Source organism: Bradyrhizobium sp. HKCCYLRH3097 (assembly GCF_051167875.1).
Taxonomy (GTDB): domain Bacteria; phylum Pseudomonadota; class Alphaproteobacteria; order Rhizobiales; family Xanthobacteraceae; genus Bradyrhizobium.
In genome coordinates this window covers 1156225-1176667 of record NZ_JBNPTX010000001.1, presented here as the reverse complement: position 1 = coordinate 1176667, position 20443 = coordinate 1156225, and the positions used below count along the sequence as shown (strand labels likewise).

Genomic DNA, 20443 nt, shown 5'->3' with positions numbered 1-20443 from the left:
TCACGCCGATGCACACGGCGTTGGAGACAGGCTCGATCAAACCGACGCAACAGACCAGAGGCCGGAGCGAGCGCGTCCGAGGAAGTGTCGCAGTTCTGCGACATCTTGGCTGCGATTCGACAGCCGCGGCGCGTTCACCGCTCGAGCCCGAGCCGCTTCATCTTCCGGTGCAGGGTGGCGCGCGACATGTCGAGCTCCTTCGCCGCCTTCGAGACGTTGCCGCCGGCGCGCGCCAGCGCGCGCTTCAGAACAGCACGCTCGGCGGCGTCGATGTCGTCGCCCTCGGTGGTTGCGTCCTTGATCAGGTCGCCGGCTGGCACCGGGCGCGCCAGCGCGGACGAAGAAAGGTTGAGCGCACGGCGCGCCGCCCGTGTGGCACCGATGACGAGGTCGTTGCGATCGACTGCCAGCAGCGAGTTGATCTCGCGCTCGCTGTCCGGCGTGAGCACGATGCGGGCGTGCGGAAAGGCCTGGCGGAAATTCTCCGCCTCGATCAGGCGCGCGGCATCCGCGACGGTGGTCGCGATCAGCCGGCTGAAGCCTTCGGTGAGATCGGCACGACAGGAGGAGACGTCGAGCGCGGCCTTGAGCTGACCGTGCTCGTCGAAAATCGGCGCGGTGGTGCAGAACAGGCGCGCGTTGCGCGACAGGTAGTGCTGATCGCGGTCGATGGTCAGCGGCCGCTTCTCGACCAGGCAGGTGCCGATGGCGTTGGTGCCCTCGTGCCGCTCGCTCCACACCGCGCCGGTCCACAAGCCCCAGGATTCGAAAGTGGCGTCGTCCCCGCGGGCGCCGCGGCGCTCGAGCACGGTGCCGTCGGCATCGGCGAGCAGCACCGAGCAGCCGACGCCCCCAACCGCCAGGAACAGCCGGTCGAGGCTCGCCTGCGCGATCGCGAGCAGCCGCCCGAGCCGCGCGCGCGCGTCCGCGATTTCGGCGGCAGTCAGGCGAGCCGGCAGCTTCGGCGTGGCGGGATCGAGCGCATGGAGATGGCCGGAGCGGCGCCATGATGCCGCGAGCGCCGAGACCGCCGGCGCGCCTCTGTCGGCTCTGCTGTCAGCGTCAGCCTTCGCATCCCCCTTGGCCAAGGCCTCCAGGACGCGATCCGAATGGGCATTCCCGGGCGAACGCCCCATGTCCCTCCTCCCGGCTCTGCCCGCGTTGGCGCAGCTTACTGCTAGACTAGCGCAACTACAGCACCGCGGTTTGACCGGCGTCAAGGAACGCCGACCAGGCTGCAATCCTTCGCTCGCCGCCGGGGCCGCGACCGATGCCTCACTTTCCCCGGACGACTACGGGGGTGTCGCAACACTGCGACACTCCCTCGCCCGAACTGGTCCGTGCGCCCTGAAATGGAGCCGGTGCCTTAAAGCGCATTAATCCTCAGTCCGGATGGTTCCCGCACGCGCTTCGCACCGACGAACGTCATTGCCCGGTGTCGCGAGGCAACCATGAGAGGGAAACATGCGCCTATCCTTTGCGGCAATACGCTCCATCCAGACCAAGATCGCCTTGATCGCCGGCTTCTGCCTGGCGCTCACCTGCGTCATCCTGATCGGCTACGGTCTGTTCTCGACGCAGAGCATGAACCAGTACGTCAACCACGAGGTGATGCAGCTGGTCGATCGCCAGACCAAGGAGAGCCTGATGAACCGGGCCTCCACCGAGGCCAACGTCATCAAGGCCGAGCTGGAGGTCGGGTTCGACGCCGCGCGCACGCTGGCGCAGTCCTTTGCGGTGTTGGCTGACGCCAAGAACGGGACCGCCACGAGCGCCCGCCGCGCGCAGCTCAACGCCGTGCTGCGGCACGTGCTGGAGCTCAATCCCGCCTTCAACGGCACCTATTCGGCCTGGGAGCCCGACGGGCTGGACGGCAACGATGCGGCCTTCAAGGCCAACAAGGAAATGGGCTCCGACCACACCGGCCGCTTCCTCCCCTATTGGACGCGAAGCGCCGGCGGCGCAATCGCCGTGCAGCCGCTGGTCGAATACGACAGCAGCGAGCGCCATCAGAATGGCCTCGTGAAGGGCGCCTGGTACATCAACCCGAGCACCACCGGGAGGGAGAACATCCTAGGACCGCTGCCCTACATCGTCCAGGGCAAGCCGGTGTTCCTGGCCACGATGTCCGTTCCCGTCATGATTGACGGCAAATTCCGCGGTCTCGCCGGCGCCGACTACAATCTCGACTTCGTGCAGAAGCTGGCGGTCAAGATCAACACCTCGCTGTTCGACGGCAAGGGCAAGGTCGTGATCCTCAACGACACCGGCCTCGTCGTCGCCGACAGCGCCGACCAGAACGTCATCGGCAAATCCGCCGCCGAGGCCGACTCGCGCTGGGCCGACAGCGCCGCCATCGTTCGAACCGGCAAGGGCACCGTTCTCGACGAGCCCAACAATCCCAACGTCGACATCTACGCCCCGATCACATTCGGTCTCACCGACACGCCCTGGTCGGTCGTGATCTCCGTCCCGCGCGACGTCGTTCTCGCCTCCGCACGGCAGCTCGACGCCTCGCTCAGCGGCCGCTCGACCAACAACACGCTGTGGCAGCTCGGGGTCGGAACGGTGATCACGGCGCTTGCGATCTTCCTCATCTGGGTGGCGGCACGGGGCATTGCCCGTCCGATCCAGGATTGCGCCGTGTTTGCCAATGGCATCGCCAAAGGCGACTTCAACCAGACCCTCACCATCGAGCAGGCGGACGAGGTCGGAGCCCTCGCCACCTCCCTGAAAGCCATGCAGGGCGACCTGAAGCAGAGCATCGCGCAGCGCGCCGAGGACCAGGCCGCCGCCGACGCCCAGCGTCGCCACGCGATGAGCCAGATGGCGGATCAGTTCGAGGCGTCCGTCGGCGGCATCGTCGAAACCGTGTCGGCTGCCTCGAGCACGCTGGAGACGTCGGCCGGCTCGTTGAGCGCCACCGCGGAGCGGGCGCAGACGCTGGCTACGACGGTCGCCGCGGCATCGGAGCAGGCGTCCACCAACGTGCAGTCGGTGGCGTCCGCGACCGAGGAGATGGCCTCCTCGGTGACCGAGATCAGCCGCCAGGTGCAGCAGTCCGCGCGCATGGCCAACGAGGCCGTCACGCAGGCACGCTCCACCACGGGGCGGGTCGGCGAGCTGTCGAAGGCGGCCGCGCGGATCGGCGACGTCGTCGAGCTCATCAACAGCATCGCCGGCCAGACCAACCTGCTCGCCCTCAACGCCACCATCGAGGCGGCACGGGCGGGCGACGCCGGACGCGGCTTTGCCGTGGTCGCCACCGAGGTCAAGGCGCTTGCCGAGCAGACCGCGAAGGCGACCGGCGACATCGGCCAGCAGATCGCGGGCATCCAGACCGCCACCCAGGAGTCCGTCGGCGCGATCCGCGAGATCAGCGAGACCATCGAACGTCTGTCGGAGATCTCGGCCACCATCGCCGCCGCAGTCGAGCAACAGGGCGCGGCGACGCAGGAGATCTCGCGCAACGTCCAGCAGGCGGCCCAGGGCACGCAGCAGGTCTCCTCGAACATCACGGATGTGCAGCGCGGCGCAAGCAGCACCGGGACCGCGTCCTCCGAGGTGCTGTCGGCCGCGAAGCTGCTGTCGCGTGACAGTGGCCGCCTGAGGGACGAGGTCGGCAAGTTCCTGAGCTCGGTCCGCGCGAGCTGAGCGCCGGCCGACCAAAACCGAAAAGGCCGCCTGGATGAGCCAGGCGGCCTCGTCGTGTTGGATGCAATGCGTCTGCTGCTGATCTCAGCGGCCGCCGCGCGACAGCATCTCGAAGCGGTAGTTGACACCGACCATCGCCGTGTGGAGCTGGGTCTTCTGGCTGACGACGTTCGGCCCTCCGGTGATCGCGGCGGCGCCCGGCAGCGTGCCGGTCACGGTGCCGAAATCGGCGTAATCATATTCCGCGAAGGCCGACCAGTTGCGGGCGAACATCCACTCGACGCCGGCGCCGACCGTCCATCCGCTGCGGTTGAACGCCACGCTCGCCGACTGCCCGGTGGCGGTGTTGACGACCGAAACGTTGGTCCGTGTCCACGCCGCACCACCGCGCACGTAGGCCAGGATCTCAGGTGTCACGAGATAGCCGGCACGCACCGTGGCCGTGTAGAGGTTGCTCGTCCGCGTGTTCATCGTCAGCGCCGGCCCGAGCGGGCTCGACGCGTTGATGATGCCGATATCGGCCATGGCCTGGATGCCGACCACGAAGCGGTCCATCTGATAATCGCAGCCGAGCTGCAGGCCGCCGATGACGTCGCTGCCATTGCTCGAGATGGCGGTCGGAATCTGCACGGCAGCGACGGGCAGCGGCGCCACGTTGCCGCCGCCTGCCACCGGCGGCTGGTTCTGCGGCGGCGGGTTGCCATTGTTGCCCTGCGGCGGCGGGTTCGGCTGGCCGCCGCCATTGTTCGGCGGCGGATTCTTCGGCGGCCAGGGCTTGTCCGGATGATACGGCCATCCGCCATGATGGTCGTTGCCGCCCTGCTGCTGCCAATGATCCTTGTCGGGCTGCTTGTCGCCATAGCCGCCCTTGCCGTCATCATTGTCGCGCGGCTTGCCGCCCCAGCCATAGCCGCCATGCTTGTCGTCGTCGCGTTGATCCGGCTTCAGCCAGGCGTAGCTGTCACGCTCGCTCTTCAGCGGCTGCTTCGACCAGCCGAAACCGAGTGGCTTGTCGTATCCGTCGTCCTTCTTCCCACCCCATCCGGAAGCCGGCTTGTCGTGATCGTCCTGCCGATCACGGTGCAGCCAAGCCGATCTGTCGGAGTAGCCGCTCGAATGCAGCTGCGACCAGCCGCTCGACTTGTCATGGTCGTCGTCGTGATGCTTGTCGAACCAGCCGCCACCATATTTGACGTCGTTGTAGTTGTTGTCCTTGTTCTTGGATGGCGCCGACGGCCAGGACGACTTGTTGTCGCCGCCTTTCGATCCAACCTTTGGCCAGTCGTGATCCTTGTCGCCATACGGCTTGCCGGGCTGCCACCAGCCCTTGTCGCCGCGCTCACAGATCGGGGGCTTTTGCGGCGGCTTATGCGGCGGCTTCCACCCGCCGTTATTCCCGCCGGGGTTGTTCGGCGGCGGCGGGTTCGGCGCAGGGTTTGCAACCACAGGCGGCTTGACCACAGGCGGGTTGTTCGCATTGCCGACCGGTTGCTGCACGGGCTGAACGGGCGCGGCGGCGGCATTGGCGACCTGGCTCCACGTCTGCTGCTGGCGTGACCAGGCCATCCCGGCATTCGCGCCGGCATGGCAGCCACTCCACCTGTAGGCGAAGACGTCAGGCGGCGGGAGCGGGGGAGGCAGGGCGAGATCAGTCGCCCAGACCGATGTCGTACTTCCTGCGAAAGTAGATAGGCAAAGGCATACGCCAAATACGCGACGCATCGAACTCACAACTCCTGAACACGTGCCGCAACAAACGGCGGCCGCATCAGGAGGGTGAGATTGTGTCGCGAACTGAATTGAAAAATGTCATTCGGAAGGAATGCAGATCGGGCCCCCGACGCGATCGAGATTCGGCTTTGACTGTTGCACGCAAGATGCAGGATTCTGGCAAAAAGAAGCAGCGCGCGACACGATTGCGACAAATGGCGCGATGCGCGATGCCGTCGCGGCTCATGAGTTCATTCGTAGACGAACGTGCGCACCGAACTCACTGGATGCGCAGCGCGCGGCCCCGCGCTCGACGGCATGCTTCCTAATCGCGCGCACCTCGCGATCGTCGTCCTTCACATCTACTACACGTCTCGATTGCATCACATCGAGCAGGGCGGCATATCGGCTGCACGGTCGCCATCGTCTTCGACGCGCCGACGCTCGGCGGTCCATGCGTGTCGACAACCCCTGCTCTTGGTTTCGCCGTTATCGCGCAGCCTGTGCGACGTCATCGATCGGGAGAGAAAGCGGCGGACGCCGCCGTAATCGCACCGAATGAGGCGTGGCTCCGTCAACGTTGCGGCAACTCATCGGGGGCGCGTGCCGCGAAGCATCCATAATTGCGGCCGGTTGTGTCGTGCTCACTCGCCGGGCTCGAAGGCCCCGCAGAGGGTGTCGATCCGATCCTGCACTCCGCAGAGATGCACCCATTTCCGCTCGTTCTGGATTGCGATGAGGATGGAACGAAGCAAGGGCACGGCCGATCGCGACCGGAAATACGGATTTGAGCTCGCCGCCAAATCGTCCGGTCATCAGCACAAGCGCCGCCTGCGCCGCCCGCGCATCATGGCTGGGCTCGCCTCGGCCATGACGACAGACTGAGGCCCGTCGGGCGGATCAGCGCAGCGTGATCCGCCGCACCGCGCGGTGCGCACGGCACATAGCGTGTCATGCCACCATCATCACGGATTGCGCCGGGAGAACGAGATGGCATAGGCGCCGTTGCGGATGTCGATCATCGGATCGTCGGAGGCCTCGATGCCGTCGGTGAGCTGGCCCGGCAGGAACAGCAGCTTCTTCTGCGCGGCGTCACTGTCTTCGACCGCCTTGTCGATCGTCAGCACGCCGAGCTCGACCAGCTTGCGATCGTCAGGCCACGGCTTTGCCGGATCCTTGGTGTCGTCGCCGGCCGCGGCGAGCTGCGCCTTGAAGCGGAACGTCACCGGCCCCTGCTTCAGCCGCGCCGGCAGCTCGGCCATCAGGAAGTCCGGCGCGCGTTTCGCCGCGTCCTCCTGGTCGATATGCACGACCTTCTCCGGCAGCATCTGCCAGCGCACCGCCTGCTTCTCGCCGGCCTTGTTGACGAGGACGAAGGCGTTGACGCCGAAATAGGCCTCGTCGGCAAGACTGTCCGGCGTCGCGATGGTGCCGAGCGCCGCCGGCACCGAGGGATGGCTGGCGACGAACTGCTCGAGCCTGGTCGGCTTGGCCGCGTTCGGTCCAGAGTCCGCGATCGCCAGGAACAGATCGCGCAGCTCCGCACCGGTCGAGACGGGGAAGAATTTCAGCGAGTTGATCACGAGGTCCATGTCGCTGCCGTCGGCGAGATGAAACTTCACCGCCATGCCGTGCGGATTGGCGTCGCCGGATCCGTCCGGCAGGTTCGGCACGCCGGTGGAGTCCGAGAACCGCACCGTCACCGGAATCTCGCCGCCGCTGAACAGCGACGCCTTGCTCAAGGTCGCCGCCTCGGTCGACGGCTTGAACTTGCCCTCGACCACGACGCCCTTGGCGTGATTGGCGCGAAAGCCGGCGTGCACGCCGAACACCTTGTTCATCGCATTGACGAGTTGCTCCTCGACCGGCGGTTCCTGCGCGAGGGCAGCGGCGGGCAACGCGAGAGCAATCCCGGCCAGCGCGGCAACGAGTGTGCGTATCGTCATGAGCGGCGTCCTCCTGTATGAGCGATGCAGGATAGCAGCATGAATTGACGCGTGAGCGATTTTCGAGCGCGGCCGATTGGGCGCCCATCACAGCGGCATGATCCACCTTGCGGTCTGACAGGAGCCATCACGCCCCATCACCGCTCCTTGCGGCGAGATGGCGAATGTCTCTATTGTAGCCGCACGTGCCCGGTCTGCCTCCCTCCGCCCTGCGGTGCGGATCCGGGGATCGTGCCCCCTCCGACCCTGACGCCGGACGGCGCGCCCACGACGGAGTTTCGACTGTGTCCGCACCGGAAAGCTTCCCCATCGACAAGATCCACATCCCCGACAAGAAGCGCAAGGCGCTGAAGCAGGACGCGGTCGACGCGCTGGCCGAAAGCATTTTGGAGGTCGGCCAGCGCGAGCCGATCCTCGTCCGCCGCGACAAGGACCATTTTGTCCTGGTCGAAGGTCTGCACCGCCTCGAAGCCTGCAAGGCCCTCGGCGAAGGCGCCATCATGGGTCTGCTGATCTCCGCCGAGGAAGCCCGCCAGCGCGAGCTGCCACCGCCGCCCGTCGATCCGGAGCGCGAGAAGATGGAGCGGCTGCGCAAGCTGCGGCTGGAGAAGGAGGAAGCGGAGAAGCTCACAACGGCGCCGAGGGGCGTCTCTGGCGCCCATGCCGCGACGCGCCCGCGCGCGCCGACGGAGACGACGAACCGGAGCAACAGGCCTGCCACCGCGAAACCATCGCGCCCCGGACAAGGATCGTCGCCCCGGACCTTGTCGGATTGGATCAAGCAACAAGAGCGAAGCGGCGGGCGATACTGACGGTTTCAACGCGCGAGTTCCTCCCCGGCCACGGTCTGATTGAGCGGCAGTCCGTCTGGCGGGTCAGCGCAGCGTGATCTGCCCGGCGGCCTCTCCGATGCGCCTTGCGCAGCGGGTATTTCACGATTGCGCCGATGCGAGGTCTGTCGCTCGGCCAGGGGCTTATCGCGGCCGCCAAGGCCGATACGATTTCGATCGCGTCTTGGCAGGTCGGAATGCACGGCGTCACACTTGCCATTTCCACGGCCTCCGACACGTGCTCGGCACGCGACTGGAGGTCTACGGCTCGTGAAGGTCAGCAGCCCGGAGTTCCGTGCTCCTGGGTTCCTTCCCACCCGGCGAACTGGTGGCTTCTGACTCGGGGCTCGAAGGAGAAGAAGTAGCGACCTCCGCGGCCGATCGAGGCCCGTTTGGTATTGAGCTGCGGATTGTCTCACGCCCCCCGCTATACCGACAGTGCCAGAGATAGTCCGCCATGCGCCGAGGAATTGGGTTGGCAAACCGGATGGGGGCCCTTCTCGGCCCCGAACGGGTACGGATGCGGCGCGTGGAACCCCTGCTTCGACGAGACATTCTTTTCTCGTCCGTTGAATCACCGCCGCTGCCCCGCGCTCGTCGGCCATGAATCTTGGAGCGTTGACTTGACCTCATTTGAGCAGAGGCCGCTCGGCCCGATCATCATCCTCGTGGCAGCCGCCGCCGGCACGCTGCTCGGCCTCTACGACTACCTAGCTCCTTTGACCGGGGTCACTGGCGCCCCGGGCGCGTTGCTCGTCATCGGATCCAGTCTGGCACTCGTCGTCGACGCCTTCGTCCTGTGGTTTGGTCGAAGCGGGTGGCTCTTCTGGGTGTTCTGGTCCCTCGGGCTGCTCGGCGCGCTCGGCACAATAACCGCCGCCTGCTTTCTGCATGCGTGGTGGCTGGCGGCGGCCACGGTCGTCGCACTCGTCGGATTGATTGTGACGCTTGCCGCCCCACCCCAGCCAAGAAGAGCCGTGGCATGAGAATCCGTTCATTCTGCCGTAGCGCCCCATTTGCGGCGCTCACGCTGGCGGTCATGGTCGCGCTGCCGCCGGCGATTGCACAGAACGACACTGCTCATCCGGCTGCCACCCTCGGAAGCATTCCAGGCCCAGAGCAGCATGGGCCTTCGAGCACTGGCTCGGAGCAGCCCCACAGCAATGCCGGTCGCGCATCGTCAGCACCGGGCAACGAGCAATCGGGAGCTGCCGACGCAGGCGCTCAGCTGCCGTCCGGCAGCTTGCCCACGCCGAAGCCGATCCCGCTCGTCCCGACCCATGCCGTCTGGAATACGTTTCACGGTCAGCTCAATGCCCAGAAGTACTCTCCCCTGACCCAGATCACAGCCGACAATGTCCGATCGCTGGTAAAGGTGTGGGAGTATCACACCGGCGACGTTTCGGATGGGTCGGGCAAGCTGCCGACCAGCGTCTGGTCCGCCACGCCGATCTTTGCCAATGACACGCTCTACATCGGCACGCCGTTCTATCGCGTTGTTGCGCTGGAGCCCGCGACCGGAAAGGTCAAATGGACCTTCGACTCCAAATCGACGCTCAAGGCCTTGACCCAGCCGGCGCTGAAGAACCGCGGGGTCGCCTATTGGGAGGCAGCGAATCCCGTCGCGGGCCAGCCGTGCCAGAAGATCGTCTATCTCGGCACCATGGACGCGCAGCTCTTTGCCATGGACGCGGATACTGGCAAGCTCTGTCGTGATTTCGCGAACGGCGGCGTCCTCAACGTCGATCAGTGGAACGACGTGAACAACAAATATCCGCTTTCGTTGCTTCAGCCGCCGACGGTCGCGGGCAATCACGTGATCCTGGGCTGGGCCGGCAAGGACTGGGCCTATGCTGAAGCACCGCCCGGCACCGTATTCTCGCTCGATCCGCAAACGGGCAAGCGACAATGGTCCTTCGCTACGCTGCCGCCGAAGATCGCGTCCCGCACCGGCACCGCCAATGTGTGGACGGGCATGTCGGTCGACGAGGGACTTGGATTGGTCTATCTCCCGGTCTCCAGCCCCTCCCCGAACTACTGGGGCGGCAACCGCACCGAGCCGATCCCGTTGGCCACATCGACAACGGCCCTCAACCTCGAAACCGGCGAGGTCGTTTGGTCTCGCCAGTGGGTGCACCATGACATCTGGGACTACGACATCAACTCCGCGCCGACGTTGATGGACATCACCGTCGATGGGAAGCAGATCCCAGCGCTGATGCAGGCAACCAAGATGGGGTTCCTCTTCGTCGTCGACCGACGCACTGGCAAGGACGTCTGGCCGATCGAGGAGCGCAAGGTGCCTGGTGGCGACGGCTCGATCCAGGGCGAAATCTACGCGCCGACGCAGCCGTTTCCGATCAGGCCGGCGCCGCTGCTCGACCAGTCGAAGAAGCCTCCCATCTGGTGGGTCGCCGACGCCCTCGGGCTCGGCCAATGCTCGAGGCTCTGGAAGAGCCTCAATTACGCCGGCATGTACTCGCCGCCGACCCACAAGGACAGCGGCGTGCTCGCCTATCCCGACTCGGCCGGCGGCGTGCAATGGGGCGGCGTAGCCTTCGATCCGCGCGGCAAGACCGCGATCGTCAACTTCTCGCACGTGGTGCAATCCATCAAGCTCTACCCCCGGAAGGAATATGAGCAGCGCGCAGCCGGCTCGGGCAACGAGCAAGGCTTCTATCCTCAAGAGGGTGCGCCATACGGCATGTCACTCGACAACGCGCTGAACTGGCTCGGCATGCCCTGCTGGAAGCCGCCATTCGGCGAGATCGCCGCCATCGACATGACCACCGGTGACATCAAATGGCGCCGTCCCATCGGCGCCTCCCAGAAGTGGGGCTTCTACATGCCGGAGTCGATGGGATCGGTGACGATCGGCGGCCCGGCGGTTACGGCCGGAGGCGTGATCTTCATCGGAGCCTCGATGGACGCCAAGGTGCGGGCCTACGCGCTGGCCGACGGCAAGGAGCTCTGGTCCGACATCGTCCAGGCCCCCGCGGTCGCCAATCCCGCCGTCTATGAGTACAAGGGCCGCGAATACGTCGCCTTCATCGCGGGCGGCAACACGATCCTCAAGGACCAGGTCGGCGATCAGGTCGCCGTCTACGCTCTACCGTAGCGGCGGTGCTCGCCAGCTGGCTTGCGCTGAACCGGAGCGGAATGGCTTCCGTGCCTACGCCGCGGCGATACAGCTGCCGTCGCATTCGCTGCGCAAATGGCGCGGCCGACTGGACCGCGGCGAGGTCGCGATCGCCGGCGGGCGCATCCTCATCCCTCCGCCCGCCCACCGTTAGGACGTCTTTAGGCGAGGTCCGCCTTCATCAGGTCGCGCAGCGCTTTCGGTATGGGCTGGGCCCTGCCGCCGCTGATGAACGCAACTCTCACGTCGGCCTTGACGAGCACCTCCTCGCCGCGCCTGACCTCCTGCGCCAGCGTGATCGACGCGCCCTTCACCGCCACGGGCCAGGTGACGACGTCGAGCACGTCGTCCATACGGGCCGGCCGCAGGAAGTCGAGCGTCATCGAGCGCACCACGAAGGCGAAGCCCGGGGCCTCGCTTGCCGCCTCCGCGAACAGCGCGTGCTGCTCGGCGCCCATCAGCCGCAGATGATTGGTGCGGCCGCGCTCCATGAAGCGGAGGTAGTTGGCGTGATAGACGATTCCGGAGAAATCCGTGTCCTCGTAGTAGACCCGCACCTGCATGTGGTGGCGGCCGTCGCGGATCGCGCCGTCGAGATGTCGTTGGGTCAAGGGAAGCCCTCGATAGCCGGAAATGGCGATCGTTTCGCCCAGTTCAACGGCCAACGCAAGAGCAGGCCAGCACGAGCCGGCTAGGACGTCACCTCGACGGGTTCCCTGCCGACGTTGACCAGCACGATCTCCGGCGGCATGCCGATCCGGACTGGCATGATGCTGCAGCCGAGGCCGCCGGAGACGATCACGTCGCATTGGGTGCGGATGTGGCCATAGGCCAGATTGACGCCATTGCGCGCGGGAACGGCCGGCGACCAGCCGAGCACGCGGATCTGGCCGCCATGCGTATGCCCCGACAACTGCAGCGCCACGCGCGGCGGCACCCGGAGCGCGACGTCAGGCTCGTGCGCCAGCAGAATTACCGGGGCGCTGTCCGTCACCTTGCGCAGCGTCGCTGCGAGATCATCGATGCCGATCCGCGGCATCGGCCGGAAGCGCCGCGCTGGCATGTAGGCCAACTGATCGCCGAGGCCGGCAAGCCAGAAGGCATGGCCATTCTTGGTGAGACGCACGACGTCGTTCTCGTAGACGGGAATACCGGCGGCCTCGAGCGCCTTCTGGGCATACGGCGCGCCGCGGCCGTCGCGCTGCACGGTTCGATCATCCCAATAATCATGATTGCCCAGGATGGCGTGCACGCCCAACGGCGCCTTCAGGCCGCCGAGCACCGGCGCCCAGGCATCGGCGTCGATGCGTCCGATGTGATGACGATGACCGGCGACGTAGTCGCCGAGCAGAACGATCAGATCCGGCTGCAGCGCGTTGGTTCGCTGCACGATCCCATCGATATGAGCGAGCGACATCCAGGGATCGCAGGCATGGATGTCGGCGATGGCCGCGATCTTCAGTCTTAGCCCAGCCGGCCAGTTGCGTGGATGGATGTGATAGTCGGTGACGCCCAGGCGGAGCGGCTCGACGCCGACGCCGTAGGTCGCGGTCGAAAAACCGGTGGCGGCAAGACCGCCTGAGAATGACAGAAAGCGACGGCGTGACAGCATCGATAAACTCCTCGCAGCGGCTCCCTTCTCCCTGATCATTGCAACCGATTTCGGGTGCGTCTGTGCAGATTGTCAGCAGTTTCGTTAATCATCGTCCTCGCTGCCGAACAGACCGAACTGGCCGGGATCGCGGTTCGAGGGCTCTGCCATGCCGAGATGCCTGAACGCGTGCGACGTCAGCAGCCGGCCGCGCGGCGTACGCTGCAGATAGCCGCATTGGATCAGATACGGCTCGATGATGTCCTCGATCGCATCGCGCGGCTCCGACAACGCTGCCGCCATGGTCTCGACGCCGACCGGCCCGCCGCCGTAGTTCAGCGCGATGGTCGAGAGATAGCGCCGGTCCATCGCGTCGAGCCCGGCGGCATCCACTTCGAGCGCGCTCAGCGCGTGATCGGCGATGGCGCGATCGATCGCACTGGCGTTGGCGGCCGACGCGAAGTCGCGCACGCGGCGCAGCAGCCGGCCGGCGATCCGTGGCGTGCCACGGGCGCGCCGCGCGATCTCGTTGGCGCCGTCGGCGGTCATGCCGACCCCGAGCACGCGGGCACCGCGCGTGACGATGCCTTCGAGCTCCTCCACCGTGTAGAAGTTCAGTCGGATCGGAATGCCGAACCGGTCACGCAACGGATTGGTCAGCAGTCCTGCGCGCGTCGTCGCGCCGACCAGCGTGAACTTCGACAGGTCGATCTTGACCGAGCGGGCCGCGGGGCCTTCGCCGATGACGAGATCGAGCTGGAAATCCTCCATCGCCGGATAAAGGACCTCCTCGACCGCCGGGCTGAGACGATGGATCTCGTCGATGAACAGCACGTCGCGCTCTTCGAGATTGGTCAGCAGCGCGGCGAGATCGCCGGCCTTGGCGATGACCGGGCCCGAGGTGGCGCGGAAGCCGACGCCGAGCTCACGCGCCACGATCTGCGCCAGCGTCGTCTTGCCAAGTCCGGGCGGACCGACGAACAGCACATGGTCGAGCGCCTCGCCGCGCTTGCGCGCCGCCTCGATGAAGATCGAGAGGTTGGCGCGCGCCTGCTGCTGCCCGACGAACTCCGACAGCTGCTGCGGACGCAGCGCAGTGTCGCCGACATCGTCGGAGCGCCGCTCCGGACTGACCATGCGCGCCGGCGGCTTCATCATCGTTCACCCGCCGGCAACTGCTGATGATCTAGTGGAAACGACATCTTTGAAACATACCATGCGCAAATTAGCTCGGCAGGAGTAACGACCATCGTCCAGTAGAGCAGCTTCTGGACGTCGCTCGGCACGAGCCGGTCACAACAGTCCACGATATCCCTGTAGGTGATGGTCAGGGCAGCCACAGGAATCACGAAAAACAAAGCGAACGGCCACGAAATCCGCTTCGAGAATGAAACCTGAAGAGCCGCCGCTGTGGCAACGAACAGTTGCGCGGGTAGTATCCAGGCAAGACTGAGCGCGAACGCAGCAAATAGGTCAACGACCGCACCCTCTCGAGGGCGTTCGACCTGCAAGAGCAGCGGTCCGGTCAGCCATATCACGGGAGCTGAAATCAGCGTACCTCCGAGCAAGAAGATTGCGAATACGCGCGGCGTCCTAAAATTCATCCGGATTGCTCCGAAGTCAGGACCGCAGTGGGCGCAGACTGCCAACGGACGGTGTCCGCCCGCTGCCCGGTCAATCTGCGCGCCGGCGGCTTCATTCGTTGCCGCGCCTGTATTTGTTTGGCAGCAGTTCGCCGATGGTCACCGCCGCAGGCCCCTTGCCGTTCGACGGCACGATGACGCGCGCCTTGGCATCATAGTCGTGGATCAGCTCGCGGCAGGTGCCGCAGGGCGAGACCACGGCGACCTCGCCGGGCTCGCCGGGCTTGGGATGGCGCACCGCAACGATGGTCTCGATGCCGTGGTCGCCAAACTCGGTGATGGCGCGGCCGATCGCGATGGCCTCGGCGCAGACAGCGTTGCGGCCGAGATAGGCATCGATGTTGACGCCGGTGATGATGCGGCCGTCGCGCGTGCGCATGGCGGCGCCGACCTCCTGCCAATCGTTGCGATAGCGGCTCTTGACCGCTGATGCGGCCGCCTCGATCAGCTCCTTGTCCTTCTTGCTCACCATGGGGGAAACGGATGTCCTTCTGCTCGCCCGGCCGGGCGACGACTGCCTATTTCGCCAGCTCCTTGAGGCCGAGGCGAATGAGTTGCGCGGTCTCGGCCTTGTCGCCGGCCGCGCGTGACGCGGCGGCAATGGCGGCAGCCGCCTGCGGCTGGCCATAGCCGAGATTGATGAGCGCGGAGATCGCGTCCGCGATCGGCTGCGGCGCGCGGGATTCTTCGATGGCGCCGGACAGCCTGACGACACCGGGATCGACATCGGCGAACGCCGGTGCCTTGTCCTTGAGCTCGGTGACGATGCGCTCGGCGACCTTGGGACCGACGCCCGGCGTTCGCGCTACCGCGGCCTTGTCGCGCAGCGCGATCGCATTGGCGAGGTCTGCCGGCGGCAGAGTGCCTAGGACCGCGAGGGCGACCTTGGCGCCGACGCCCTGCACCGTCTGCAACAGGCGAAACCATTCCCGTTCGACATCCGAGCAAAAACCGAACAGCTTGATCTGGTCCTCGCGCACATAGGTCTCGATCGACAATGTGGCGGCTTCACCGGGCGACGGCAAGGCCTGCAGCGTCCGCGCCGAGCAGTGCACCTGATAGCCGACGCCGCCGACGTCGAGGATGACGAAATCCTCCGCGTAGGAATCGATCAGCCCCTTCAGCTTGCCGATCATAGCCCGGTCACCTTCATGCGCAGCGCCTGGCCCTGGCGGTGATGGGCGTGGGTGATGGCGATGGCGAGCGCGTCCGCCGCGTCGGCCGACGGCGGCTCGGCCTTCGGCAGCAGGATCTTCAGCATCACCGCGATCTGGCCCTTGTCGGCATGACCGGCGCCGACCACGGTCTTCTTGACCTGGTTGGGGGCGTATTCGGCGACCGAAATTCCGAACATCGCCGGCGCCAGCATGGCGATGCCGCGGGCCTGGCCGAGCTTCAGGGTGGCGACGCCGTCCTTGTTGACGAATGTCTGCTCGACCGCAGCTTCCATCGGCGCGAACCGGCCGAGCACCGCCGAGAGCCCCTCATGGATCGCCAGCAGCCGGCTCGCCAGCGGCAGATCATCGGGCGGCTCGACCGAGCCGCAACCGACATAGATCAGCCGGTTGCCCTCGCTCTCGATCACGCCCCAACCGGTGCGGCGGAGGCCGGGATCGATCCCGATGATGCGGACGGCTGCGCGAATCGGCTGGGCTTTCATGGATTAGAGATAGCCTCGCGCCGCACCGATGGAAACATAAACGGAACGCACGAACGACGTGGTTGAGCGTCCGTCAACCGCCCATCTTCGCCATCAGGGCGTCCGAGATCTCGAAATTGGCGTAGACGTTCTGAACGTCGTCGTGTTCGTTCAGGAGTTCCATCAGCTTCAGCAGCTTCTCGCCGGTCTCGTCGTCGACCGCGACCGTGTTCTGCGGCTTCCAGGTCAGCGCCGCCTTGCGCGGCTCGCCGAACTTGGCTTCGAGGTTCTTGGCGACTTCATGGAAACTGTCCGGCGAGGCATAGACCTCGTGGCCGCCCTCGCCCGAGATCACGTCGTCGGCGCCGGCCTCGATCGCGGCGTCCAACACGGCATCGTCAGAGGCGACGCTGCGGTCGAATTCAATGATTCCGACGCGATCGAACATGAACGAGACCGAGCCGGTCTCGCCGAGGTTGCCGCCTGATTTGGTGAAGAAGGAGCGGATGTCGGACGCGGCGCGGTTGCGGTTGTCGGTCAGCGCCTCGACGATGACGGCGACGCCGCCCGGGCCGTAGCCCTCGTAGCGGATCTCGGCATAGTTGTCGCCCTCGCCGCCGAGCGCCTTCTTGATGGCCCGCTCGATGTTGTCCTTGGGCATGTTCTCGGCCCGGGCGGCGACCACGGCGGCGCGCAGCCGCGGGTTCATCGCCGGATCGGGCGTGCCGAGCTTGGCGGCGACGGTAATTTCGCGCGCCAGCTTGCCGAACAGCTTGGACTTCATCGCATCCTGCCGGCCCTTGCGATGCATGATGTTCTTGAATTGGGAATGGCCGGCCATGCGAGGTCTCTTGCAATCGTAGGGGATCAGGTGGGGAAGCGCGGCCTTATAGGCCGGGAATCGTCAAAATCAAAGATTTGAGGTGGTTTCAGGGTGGCTGCCCCCTCCTCGGAGAGCCAGTTGGCTGCCCCGCACCATAAGCCAAATGTTAACCATGGCTTCACAGTCAAGTGCAACGATGCCGCCCCTCTGCACCTTTTCACCCGCACCGGGGCCTACCCCATGGCGTTTGGTTTCTTTGCAAGACGAGCCTCTGCGCCCGAGCCGGTGGCCGAACCGAAGCCGGTGGCCGCGCCGGAGCCGCTGGCGTCGTCGGATGCCGATTCGGCCAAGGCCATCCTCGACCTGCTGGAGCTGGAACTCGGCGGCATGGTTCGCCAGCTGGAGCGCGCCGCCGATGCGGTCGCCAGCGGCGCCGAGGCGACGGCGGGGACGCTGACGGACATTCGCCAGCGCGCCGATGCGCTGAGCGGACGCAGCAGCACCGCGCAAGGAACGGCGGCGACGTTCGCCCACGCCGCAGAGAAGGTGACCCAGTCCGCCCACGGTATCCGTGCCCAGGTCCAGGACGCCGGCCAGCTCGCCGACCAGGCCAGCGCCGCCGCCTCGGAAGCCCGGGCCAACGTCGACCGCCTGCGCGAATCCTCGGCGGCGATCGGCAACGTCGTCAACCTGATCTCCCAGATCGCGCGCCAGACCACCTTGCTCGCGCTCAACTCGACCATCGAGGCCGCCCGCGCCGGCGAGGCCGGCCGCGGCTTCGCGGTGGTGGCCACCGAGGTCAAGGCGCTTGCCGTCCAGACCCAGAACGCGACCGAGGAGATCACCCGCAAGATCGAGGCACTGCAGAAGGACGCCGCCGGCTCGGCCGACGCCGTCCACCGCATCGCCCAGGCGATCGAGGCGATCCGCCCCGTCTTCACCAACGTCAACGGCGCCGTCGCCGAGCAGAACCAGACCACCGGCGAGATGTCGAACAATGCGGCCCAGGCCTCGCAGTTCATATCCTCGGTGGTCGACAGCGCCGCCGACATCAGCAGCGCCACCCAGCAGGCCGAGAGCTATGGCGAGCGCGTCACGAACGCCGGCCGCGCCGTGACGATGTACGCCCAGAAGCTGAAGGCGCGCTGCGCCGTGCTGCTGCGGCAGGGCGATCGGCCCGTGCGCAGCGGCAGCGAGCGTCTGCCCTGTCACCTCAAGATCGAGATCAAGTCGGGCGCACGCACGATCGGTGCGCCGGTCTATGAGATTTCCAACGACGGCCTTCTGATCACCGGTCCGGATGCGAGCCGCCTGCCCGTGAACGAGCGTCTCGACGCCGTGCTGGAGGACGTCGGCCCGTGCCGCCTGCGCGTCACCGAGCAGGTCAAAGCCGGCGCCCAGGCGCGGTTCGATGCGCCCAGTGCCGAGCTGCGCGAGAAGATCGAGGACAAGCTCTGGTCGCTGCACGAGGAGAACAACGAGTTCGTCACCCGCGCCATGGAAGCCGGCACCGAGCTGAACCGGATGTTCGAGAGCGCCGTTGCGCGCGGCGAGATCACGCTCGAGGACATGTTCGATACCAACTATGTCGAGATCCCCGGCACCAATCCGCAGCAGCACCGCAGCCGGATCCTCGACTGGGCCGAGCGCGTGCTGCCGTCTTTCCAGGAGGCCTTCCTTGCCAAGGACCAGCGCATGGCGTTCTGCGTGGCGATCGACCGCAACGGCTATCTGCCGGTGCACAACCGGATCTATTCGCATCCGCAGCGGCCGGGCGATACGGCCTTCAACACCGCCAACAGCCGCAACCGCCGCATCTTCAACGATCCGGCCGGGCTCGCGGCAGGCCGCAACCAGCGGCCCTATCTGATCCAGAGCTACGCGCGCGACATGGGCAACGGCAACACCGTCATGATGCGCGAAATCGACGTGCCGATCCGGGTTCGCGGCCGGCACTGGGGCGGCTTCCGCACCGCCTACAAATTGTGAGCCAAGCCGTGATTTTCTGATCCTTTCAAGCCCGGGAGTCTGGACATGTCGGTCGCGCAACGCGCCATTCTGGAAAGTCACGACGCGCGCACCGGCGCCGAACGGCTGATGGACGAGATCGCCGACCGCATCGGCGGTCTCGGCGTCGAGCTCGCCGATGTCGCCGGCAACGTCCAGGAGGTCGCCAACCGCGTCAGCTACCAGTCGCAGCGGTTCGGGCATCTCCAGGCCACCGCCAAGACCATGGTCGCGGCCAATCACGACATCGCCACCGCCTCGCAGGCGGTGCAATCGGCCACGACCGCCGCGGTCGGCGACATCGCCCAGTCGCGCAACGTGGTCGACACCGCGGTGCGGCACATCGCCGAATTGGTCGAGTCCGTCGAGCGCATCGAGCAGCGGCTCGGCTCGGTCGGCGATGCGCTGTCGCAGGTCGCCAAGGTCTCGGTCGCGATCGAGGCGATCGCCAAGCAGACCAACCTGCTGGCGCTGAACGCAACCATCGAGGCGGCCCGTGCCGGCAGCGCCGGCCGGGGCTTCGCTGTCGTCGCAAGCGAGGTGAAGTCGCTCGCCGAGGCGACGCGGCAGGCCACCCAGGAGATCGGCGATACCCTGCGCGGGCTCGACTCGCAGGTGAAGAGCCTGCTCGGCGAGAGCGGCCAGGCCTCCTCCCGCGCCAAGACCGCGGGTGAAGGCGCCCAGCAGATCGGCGGCATCATCGTCCGCGTCCAGGACGGCTTCACCAGCGTCGGCCAGGAGATCGACGGCGTGGCGAAGGCCGCGACCTCCAACCTCGCGCATTGCGACGCCGTGATCAGCGAGCTCAACGAGCTCGCCAAGGGCGTCGACCAGTCCTCGGTCGAGCTCAAACAGGCCGACAGCCGGATCGCCAAGCTGCTCGATCATTCCGAGGCGCTGATCGGGCTGATCGCCGAGAGCGGCGTACAGACCGCGGACGCGCCGCTGATCAAGACCGTCGTCGACACCGCCCGGCAGATCTCGGCGACCTTCGAAACGGCGATCGACCGCGGCGAGATCACGCTCGCCGACCTGATGGACGAGAGCTATCGCGAGATCCCCGGCACCAATCCCAAGCAGTACATGACGCGCTACGTCGAATTCACCGACCGCGTCCTGCCGGCGATCCAGGACCCGATCCAGGGCAGCGATCCGCGCATCGTGTTCTGCGTCGCCTGGGCGCGCGGCGGCTACCTGCCGACGCACAATCCGAACTACCGCAAGCCGCAGGGGCCCGATCCGGTCTGGAACAACGCCAACTGCCGCAACCGCCGGCTGTTCGAGGACCGCGCGGTGAAGAAGGTCGCCGCCGCCAGCAACAAGCCGTTTCTGCTGCAGACCTACCGCCGCGACATGGGCGGCGGGCAGTTCGTGCTGATGAAGGACCTCTCGGCGCCGATCTTCATCAAGGGCCGGCATTGGGGCGCGTTCCGAATGGGTTTTCGGCTCAAGGCCTGACCC

General features: G+C 66.3%; 19 protein-coding genes. 8 read left to right on the top strand and 11 right to left on the bottom strand.

What is annotated here, in order from left to right; all coding sequences use genetic code 11:
• Positions 1 to 134: 134 nt before the first annotated feature.
• Entirely contained in the window at positions 135 to 1136 is a 1002-nt protein-coding gene (locus ACQR0U_RS05315) for a helix-turn-helix domain-containing protein (protein ID WP_315713937.1), read from the bottom strand.
• 328 nt (positions 1137 to 1464) lie between these two features.
• Here ACQR0U_RS05315 and ACQR0U_RS05310 point away from each other — a divergent pair, with 328 nt between their 5' ends.
• On the top strand, positions 1465 to 3654 hold the full coding sequence (locus ACQR0U_RS05310; protein WP_316201426.1) for a methyl-accepting chemotaxis protein: 2190 nt from the start codon (positions 1465 to 1467) through the stop codon (positions 3652 to 3654).
• Positions 3655 to 3738: 84 nt separating this feature from the next.
• On the opposite strand, the gene ACQR0U_RS05305 is transcribed toward ACQR0U_RS05310, so the two are convergent.
• A complete protein-coding gene (locus ACQR0U_RS05305) occupies positions 3739 to 5220 on the bottom strand; it encodes an outer membrane protein (RefSeq protein ID WP_434862676.1) in 1482 nt (493 codons plus the stop codon).
• A gap of 885 nt (positions 5221 to 6105) precedes the next feature.
• Here ACQR0U_RS05305 and ACQR0U_RS05300 point away from each other — a divergent pair.
• A complete protein-coding gene (locus ACQR0U_RS05300) occupies positions 6106 to 6249 on the top strand; it encodes a hypothetical protein (protein ID WP_315713934.1) in 144 nt (47 codons plus the stop codon).
• A gap of 80 nt (positions 6250 to 6329) precedes the next feature.
• Here ACQR0U_RS05300 and ACQR0U_RS05295 read toward each other — a convergent pair whose 3' ends face one another.
• Entirely contained in the window at positions 6330 to 7310 is a 981-nt protein-coding gene (locus ACQR0U_RS05295; protein WP_434841707.1) for a catalase family peroxidase, read from the bottom strand.
• Between the two features lie 284 nt (positions 7311 to 7594).
• Here ACQR0U_RS05295 and ACQR0U_RS05290 point away from each other — a divergent pair, with 284 nt between their 5' ends.
• The 4 genes from ACQR0U_RS05290 (at position 7595) to ACQR0U_RS05275 (ending at position 11258) form a co-directional block, all read left to right on the top strand.
• Positions 7595 to 8122, top strand: a complete 528-nt coding sequence (locus tag ACQR0U_RS05290; protein ID WP_434841708.1) for a ParB N-terminal domain-containing protein — start codon at positions 7595 to 7597, stop codon at positions 8120 to 8122.
• A 134-nt stretch (positions 8123 to 8256) separates the two neighbouring features.
• Positions 8257 to 8505 carry a DUF4396 domain-containing protein gene (locus ACQR0U_RS05285; RefSeq protein WP_410052249.1) on the top strand — a complete coding sequence of 83 codons (249 nt, stop codon included), beginning with the start codon at positions 8257 to 8259 and terminating at the stop codon, positions 8503 to 8505.
• A gap of 258 nt (positions 8506 to 8763) precedes the next feature.
• Positions 8764 to 9126 (top strand): hypothetical protein, encoded by a 363-nt coding sequence (locus ACQR0U_RS05280; RefSeq protein ID WP_315752625.1) that lies wholly within the window; start codon positions 8764 to 8766, stop codon positions 9124 to 9126.
• 257 nt (positions 9127 to 9383) lie between these two features.
• On the top strand, positions 9384 to 11258 hold the full coding sequence (locus tag ACQR0U_RS05275) for a pyrroloquinoline quinone-dependent dehydrogenase (protein WP_315713929.1): 1875 nt from the start codon (positions 9384 to 9386) through the stop codon (positions 11256 to 11258).
• Between the two features lie 182 nt (positions 11259 to 11440).
• Here the strand turns inward: ACQR0U_RS05275 and ybgC are convergent, their stop codons facing one another.
• The 8 genes from ybgC to ACQR0U_RS05235 all read right to left on the bottom strand — a co-directional run bounded on the left by ybgC (position 11441) and on the right by ACQR0U_RS05235 (position 16993).
• Entirely contained in the window at positions 11441 to 11890 is a 450-nt protein-coding gene (gene ybgC / locus ACQR0U_RS05270) for a tol-pal system-associated acyl-CoA thioesterase (RefSeq protein ID WP_315713928.1), read from the bottom strand.
• 80 nt (positions 11891 to 11970) lie between these two features.
• The gene (locus ACQR0U_RS05265) at positions 11971 to 12891 is read right to left on the bottom strand and encodes a metallophosphoesterase (protein ID WP_315713927.1); all 921 of its coding nucleotides are present in this window, start codon (positions 12889 to 12891) and stop codon (positions 11971 to 11973) included.
• 84 nt (positions 12892 to 12975) lie between these two features.
• A complete protein-coding gene (gene ruvB / locus ACQR0U_RS05260; protein WP_434872099.1) occupies positions 12976 to 14025 on the bottom strand; it encodes a Holliday junction branch migration DNA helicase RuvB in 1050 nt (349 codons plus the stop codon).
• On the bottom strand, positions 14025 to 14474 hold the full coding sequence (locus tag ACQR0U_RS05255) for a hypothetical protein (RefSeq protein WP_315752621.1): 450 nt from the start codon (positions 14472 to 14474) through the stop codon (positions 14025 to 14027). Before ACQR0U_RS05255 ends, ruvB begins: the two co-directional genes overlap by 1 nt.
• A 91-nt stretch (positions 14475 to 14565) precedes the next feature.
• Complete coding sequence (locus ACQR0U_RS05250; RefSeq protein WP_315713925.1) at positions 14566 to 14985, bottom strand: cytidine deaminase; 420 nt, start codon at positions 14983 to 14985, stop codon at positions 14566 to 14568.
• Between the two features lie 46 nt (positions 14986 to 15031).
• Entirely contained in the window at positions 15032 to 15649 is a 618-nt protein-coding gene (gene ruvA / locus ACQR0U_RS05245; RefSeq protein WP_434872095.1) for a Holliday junction branch migration protein RuvA, read from the bottom strand.
• Entirely contained in the window at positions 15646 to 16173 is a 528-nt protein-coding gene (gene ruvC, locus ACQR0U_RS05240; RefSeq protein ID WP_434872094.1) for a crossover junction endodeoxyribonuclease RuvC, read from the bottom strand. Before ruvC ends, ruvA begins: the two co-directional genes overlap by 4 nt.
• A gap of 73 nt (positions 16174 to 16246) precedes the next feature.
• Complete coding sequence (locus ACQR0U_RS05235; protein WP_434872093.1) at positions 16247 to 16993, bottom strand: YebC/PmpR family DNA-binding transcriptional regulator; 747 nt, start codon at positions 16991 to 16993, stop codon at positions 16247 to 16249.
• A 222-nt stretch (positions 16994 to 17215) separates the two neighbouring features.
• Between ACQR0U_RS05235 and ACQR0U_RS05230 the strand changes: the two genes are divergently transcribed.
• On the top strand, positions 17216 to 18964 hold the full coding sequence (locus tag ACQR0U_RS05230) for a methyl-accepting chemotaxis protein (protein ID WP_434872092.1): 1749 nt from the start codon (positions 17216 to 17218) through the stop codon (positions 18962 to 18964).
• A 45-nt stretch (positions 18965 to 19009) separates the two neighbouring features.
• Complete coding sequence (locus tag ACQR0U_RS05225; protein ID WP_315713921.1) at positions 19010 to 20440, top strand: methyl-accepting chemotaxis protein; 1431 nt, start codon at positions 19010 to 19012, stop codon at positions 20438 to 20440.
• The last annotated feature ends 3 nt before the right edge of the window (positions 20441 to 20443 follow it).

What these genes read in the sequence shown, in the direction of transcription:
- ACQR0U_RS05315 (WP_315713937.1), bottom strand. Translation starts at nt 1,136, where the DNA reads ATGGGGCGTTCGCCCGGGAATGCCCATTCGGATCGCGTCCTGGAGGCC.
- ACQR0U_RS05310 (WP_316201426.1), top strand. Translation starts at nt 1,465, where the DNA reads ATGCGCCTATCCTTTGCGGCAATACGCTCCATCCAGACCAAGATCGCC.
- ACQR0U_RS05305 (WP_434862676.1), bottom strand. Translation starts at nt 5,220, where the DNA reads ATGGCCTGGTCACGCCAGCAGCAGACGTGGAGCCAGGTCGCCAATGCC.
- ACQR0U_RS05300 (WP_315713934.1), top strand. Translation starts at nt 6,106, where the DNA reads ATGGAACGAAGCAAGGGCACGGCCGATCGCGACCGGAAATACGGATTT.
- ACQR0U_RS05295 (WP_434841707.1), bottom strand. Translation starts at nt 7,310, where the DNA reads ATGACGATACGCACACTCGTTGCCGCGCTGGCCGGGATTGCTCTCGCG.
- ACQR0U_RS05285 (WP_410052249.1), top strand. Translation starts at nt 8,257, where the DNA reads ATGCGAGGTCTGTCGCTCGGCCAGGGGCTTATCGCGGCCGCCAAGGCC.
- ACQR0U_RS05265 (WP_315713927.1), bottom strand. Translation starts at nt 12,891, where the DNA reads ATGCTGTCACGCCGTCGCTTTCTGTCATTCTCAGGCGGTCTTGCCGCC.
- ruvB (WP_434872099.1), bottom strand. Translation starts at nt 14,025, where the DNA reads ATGAAGCCGCCGGCGCGCATGGTCAGTCCGGAGCGGCGCTCCGACGAT.
- ACQR0U_RS05255 (WP_315752621.1), bottom strand. Translation starts at nt 14,474, where the DNA reads ATGAATTTTAGGACGCCGCGCGTATTCGCAATCTTCTTGCTCGGAGGT.
- ACQR0U_RS05250 (WP_315713925.1), bottom strand. Translation starts at nt 14,985, where the DNA reads ATGGTGAGCAAGAAGGACAAGGAGCTGATCGAGGCGGCCGCATCAGCG.
- ruvA (WP_434872095.1), bottom strand. Translation starts at nt 15,649, where the DNA reads ATGATCGGCAAGCTGAAGGGGCTGATCGATTCCTACGCGGAGGATTTC.
- ruvC (WP_434872094.1), bottom strand. Translation starts at nt 16,173, where the DNA reads ATGAAAGCCCAGCCGATTCGCGCAGCCGTCCGCATCATCGGGATCGAT.
- ACQR0U_RS05235 (WP_434872093.1), bottom strand. Translation starts at nt 16,993, where the DNA reads ATGGCCGGCCATTCCCAATTCAAGAACATCATGCATCGCAAGGGCCGG.
- ACQR0U_RS05230 (WP_434872092.1), top strand. Translation starts at nt 17,216, where the DNA reads ATGGCGTTTGGTTTCTTTGCAAGACGAGCCTCTGCGCCCGAGCCGGTG.
- ACQR0U_RS05225 (WP_315713921.1), top strand. Translation starts at nt 19,010, where the DNA reads ATGTCGGTCGCGCAACGCGCCATTCTGGAAAGTCACGACGCGCGCACC.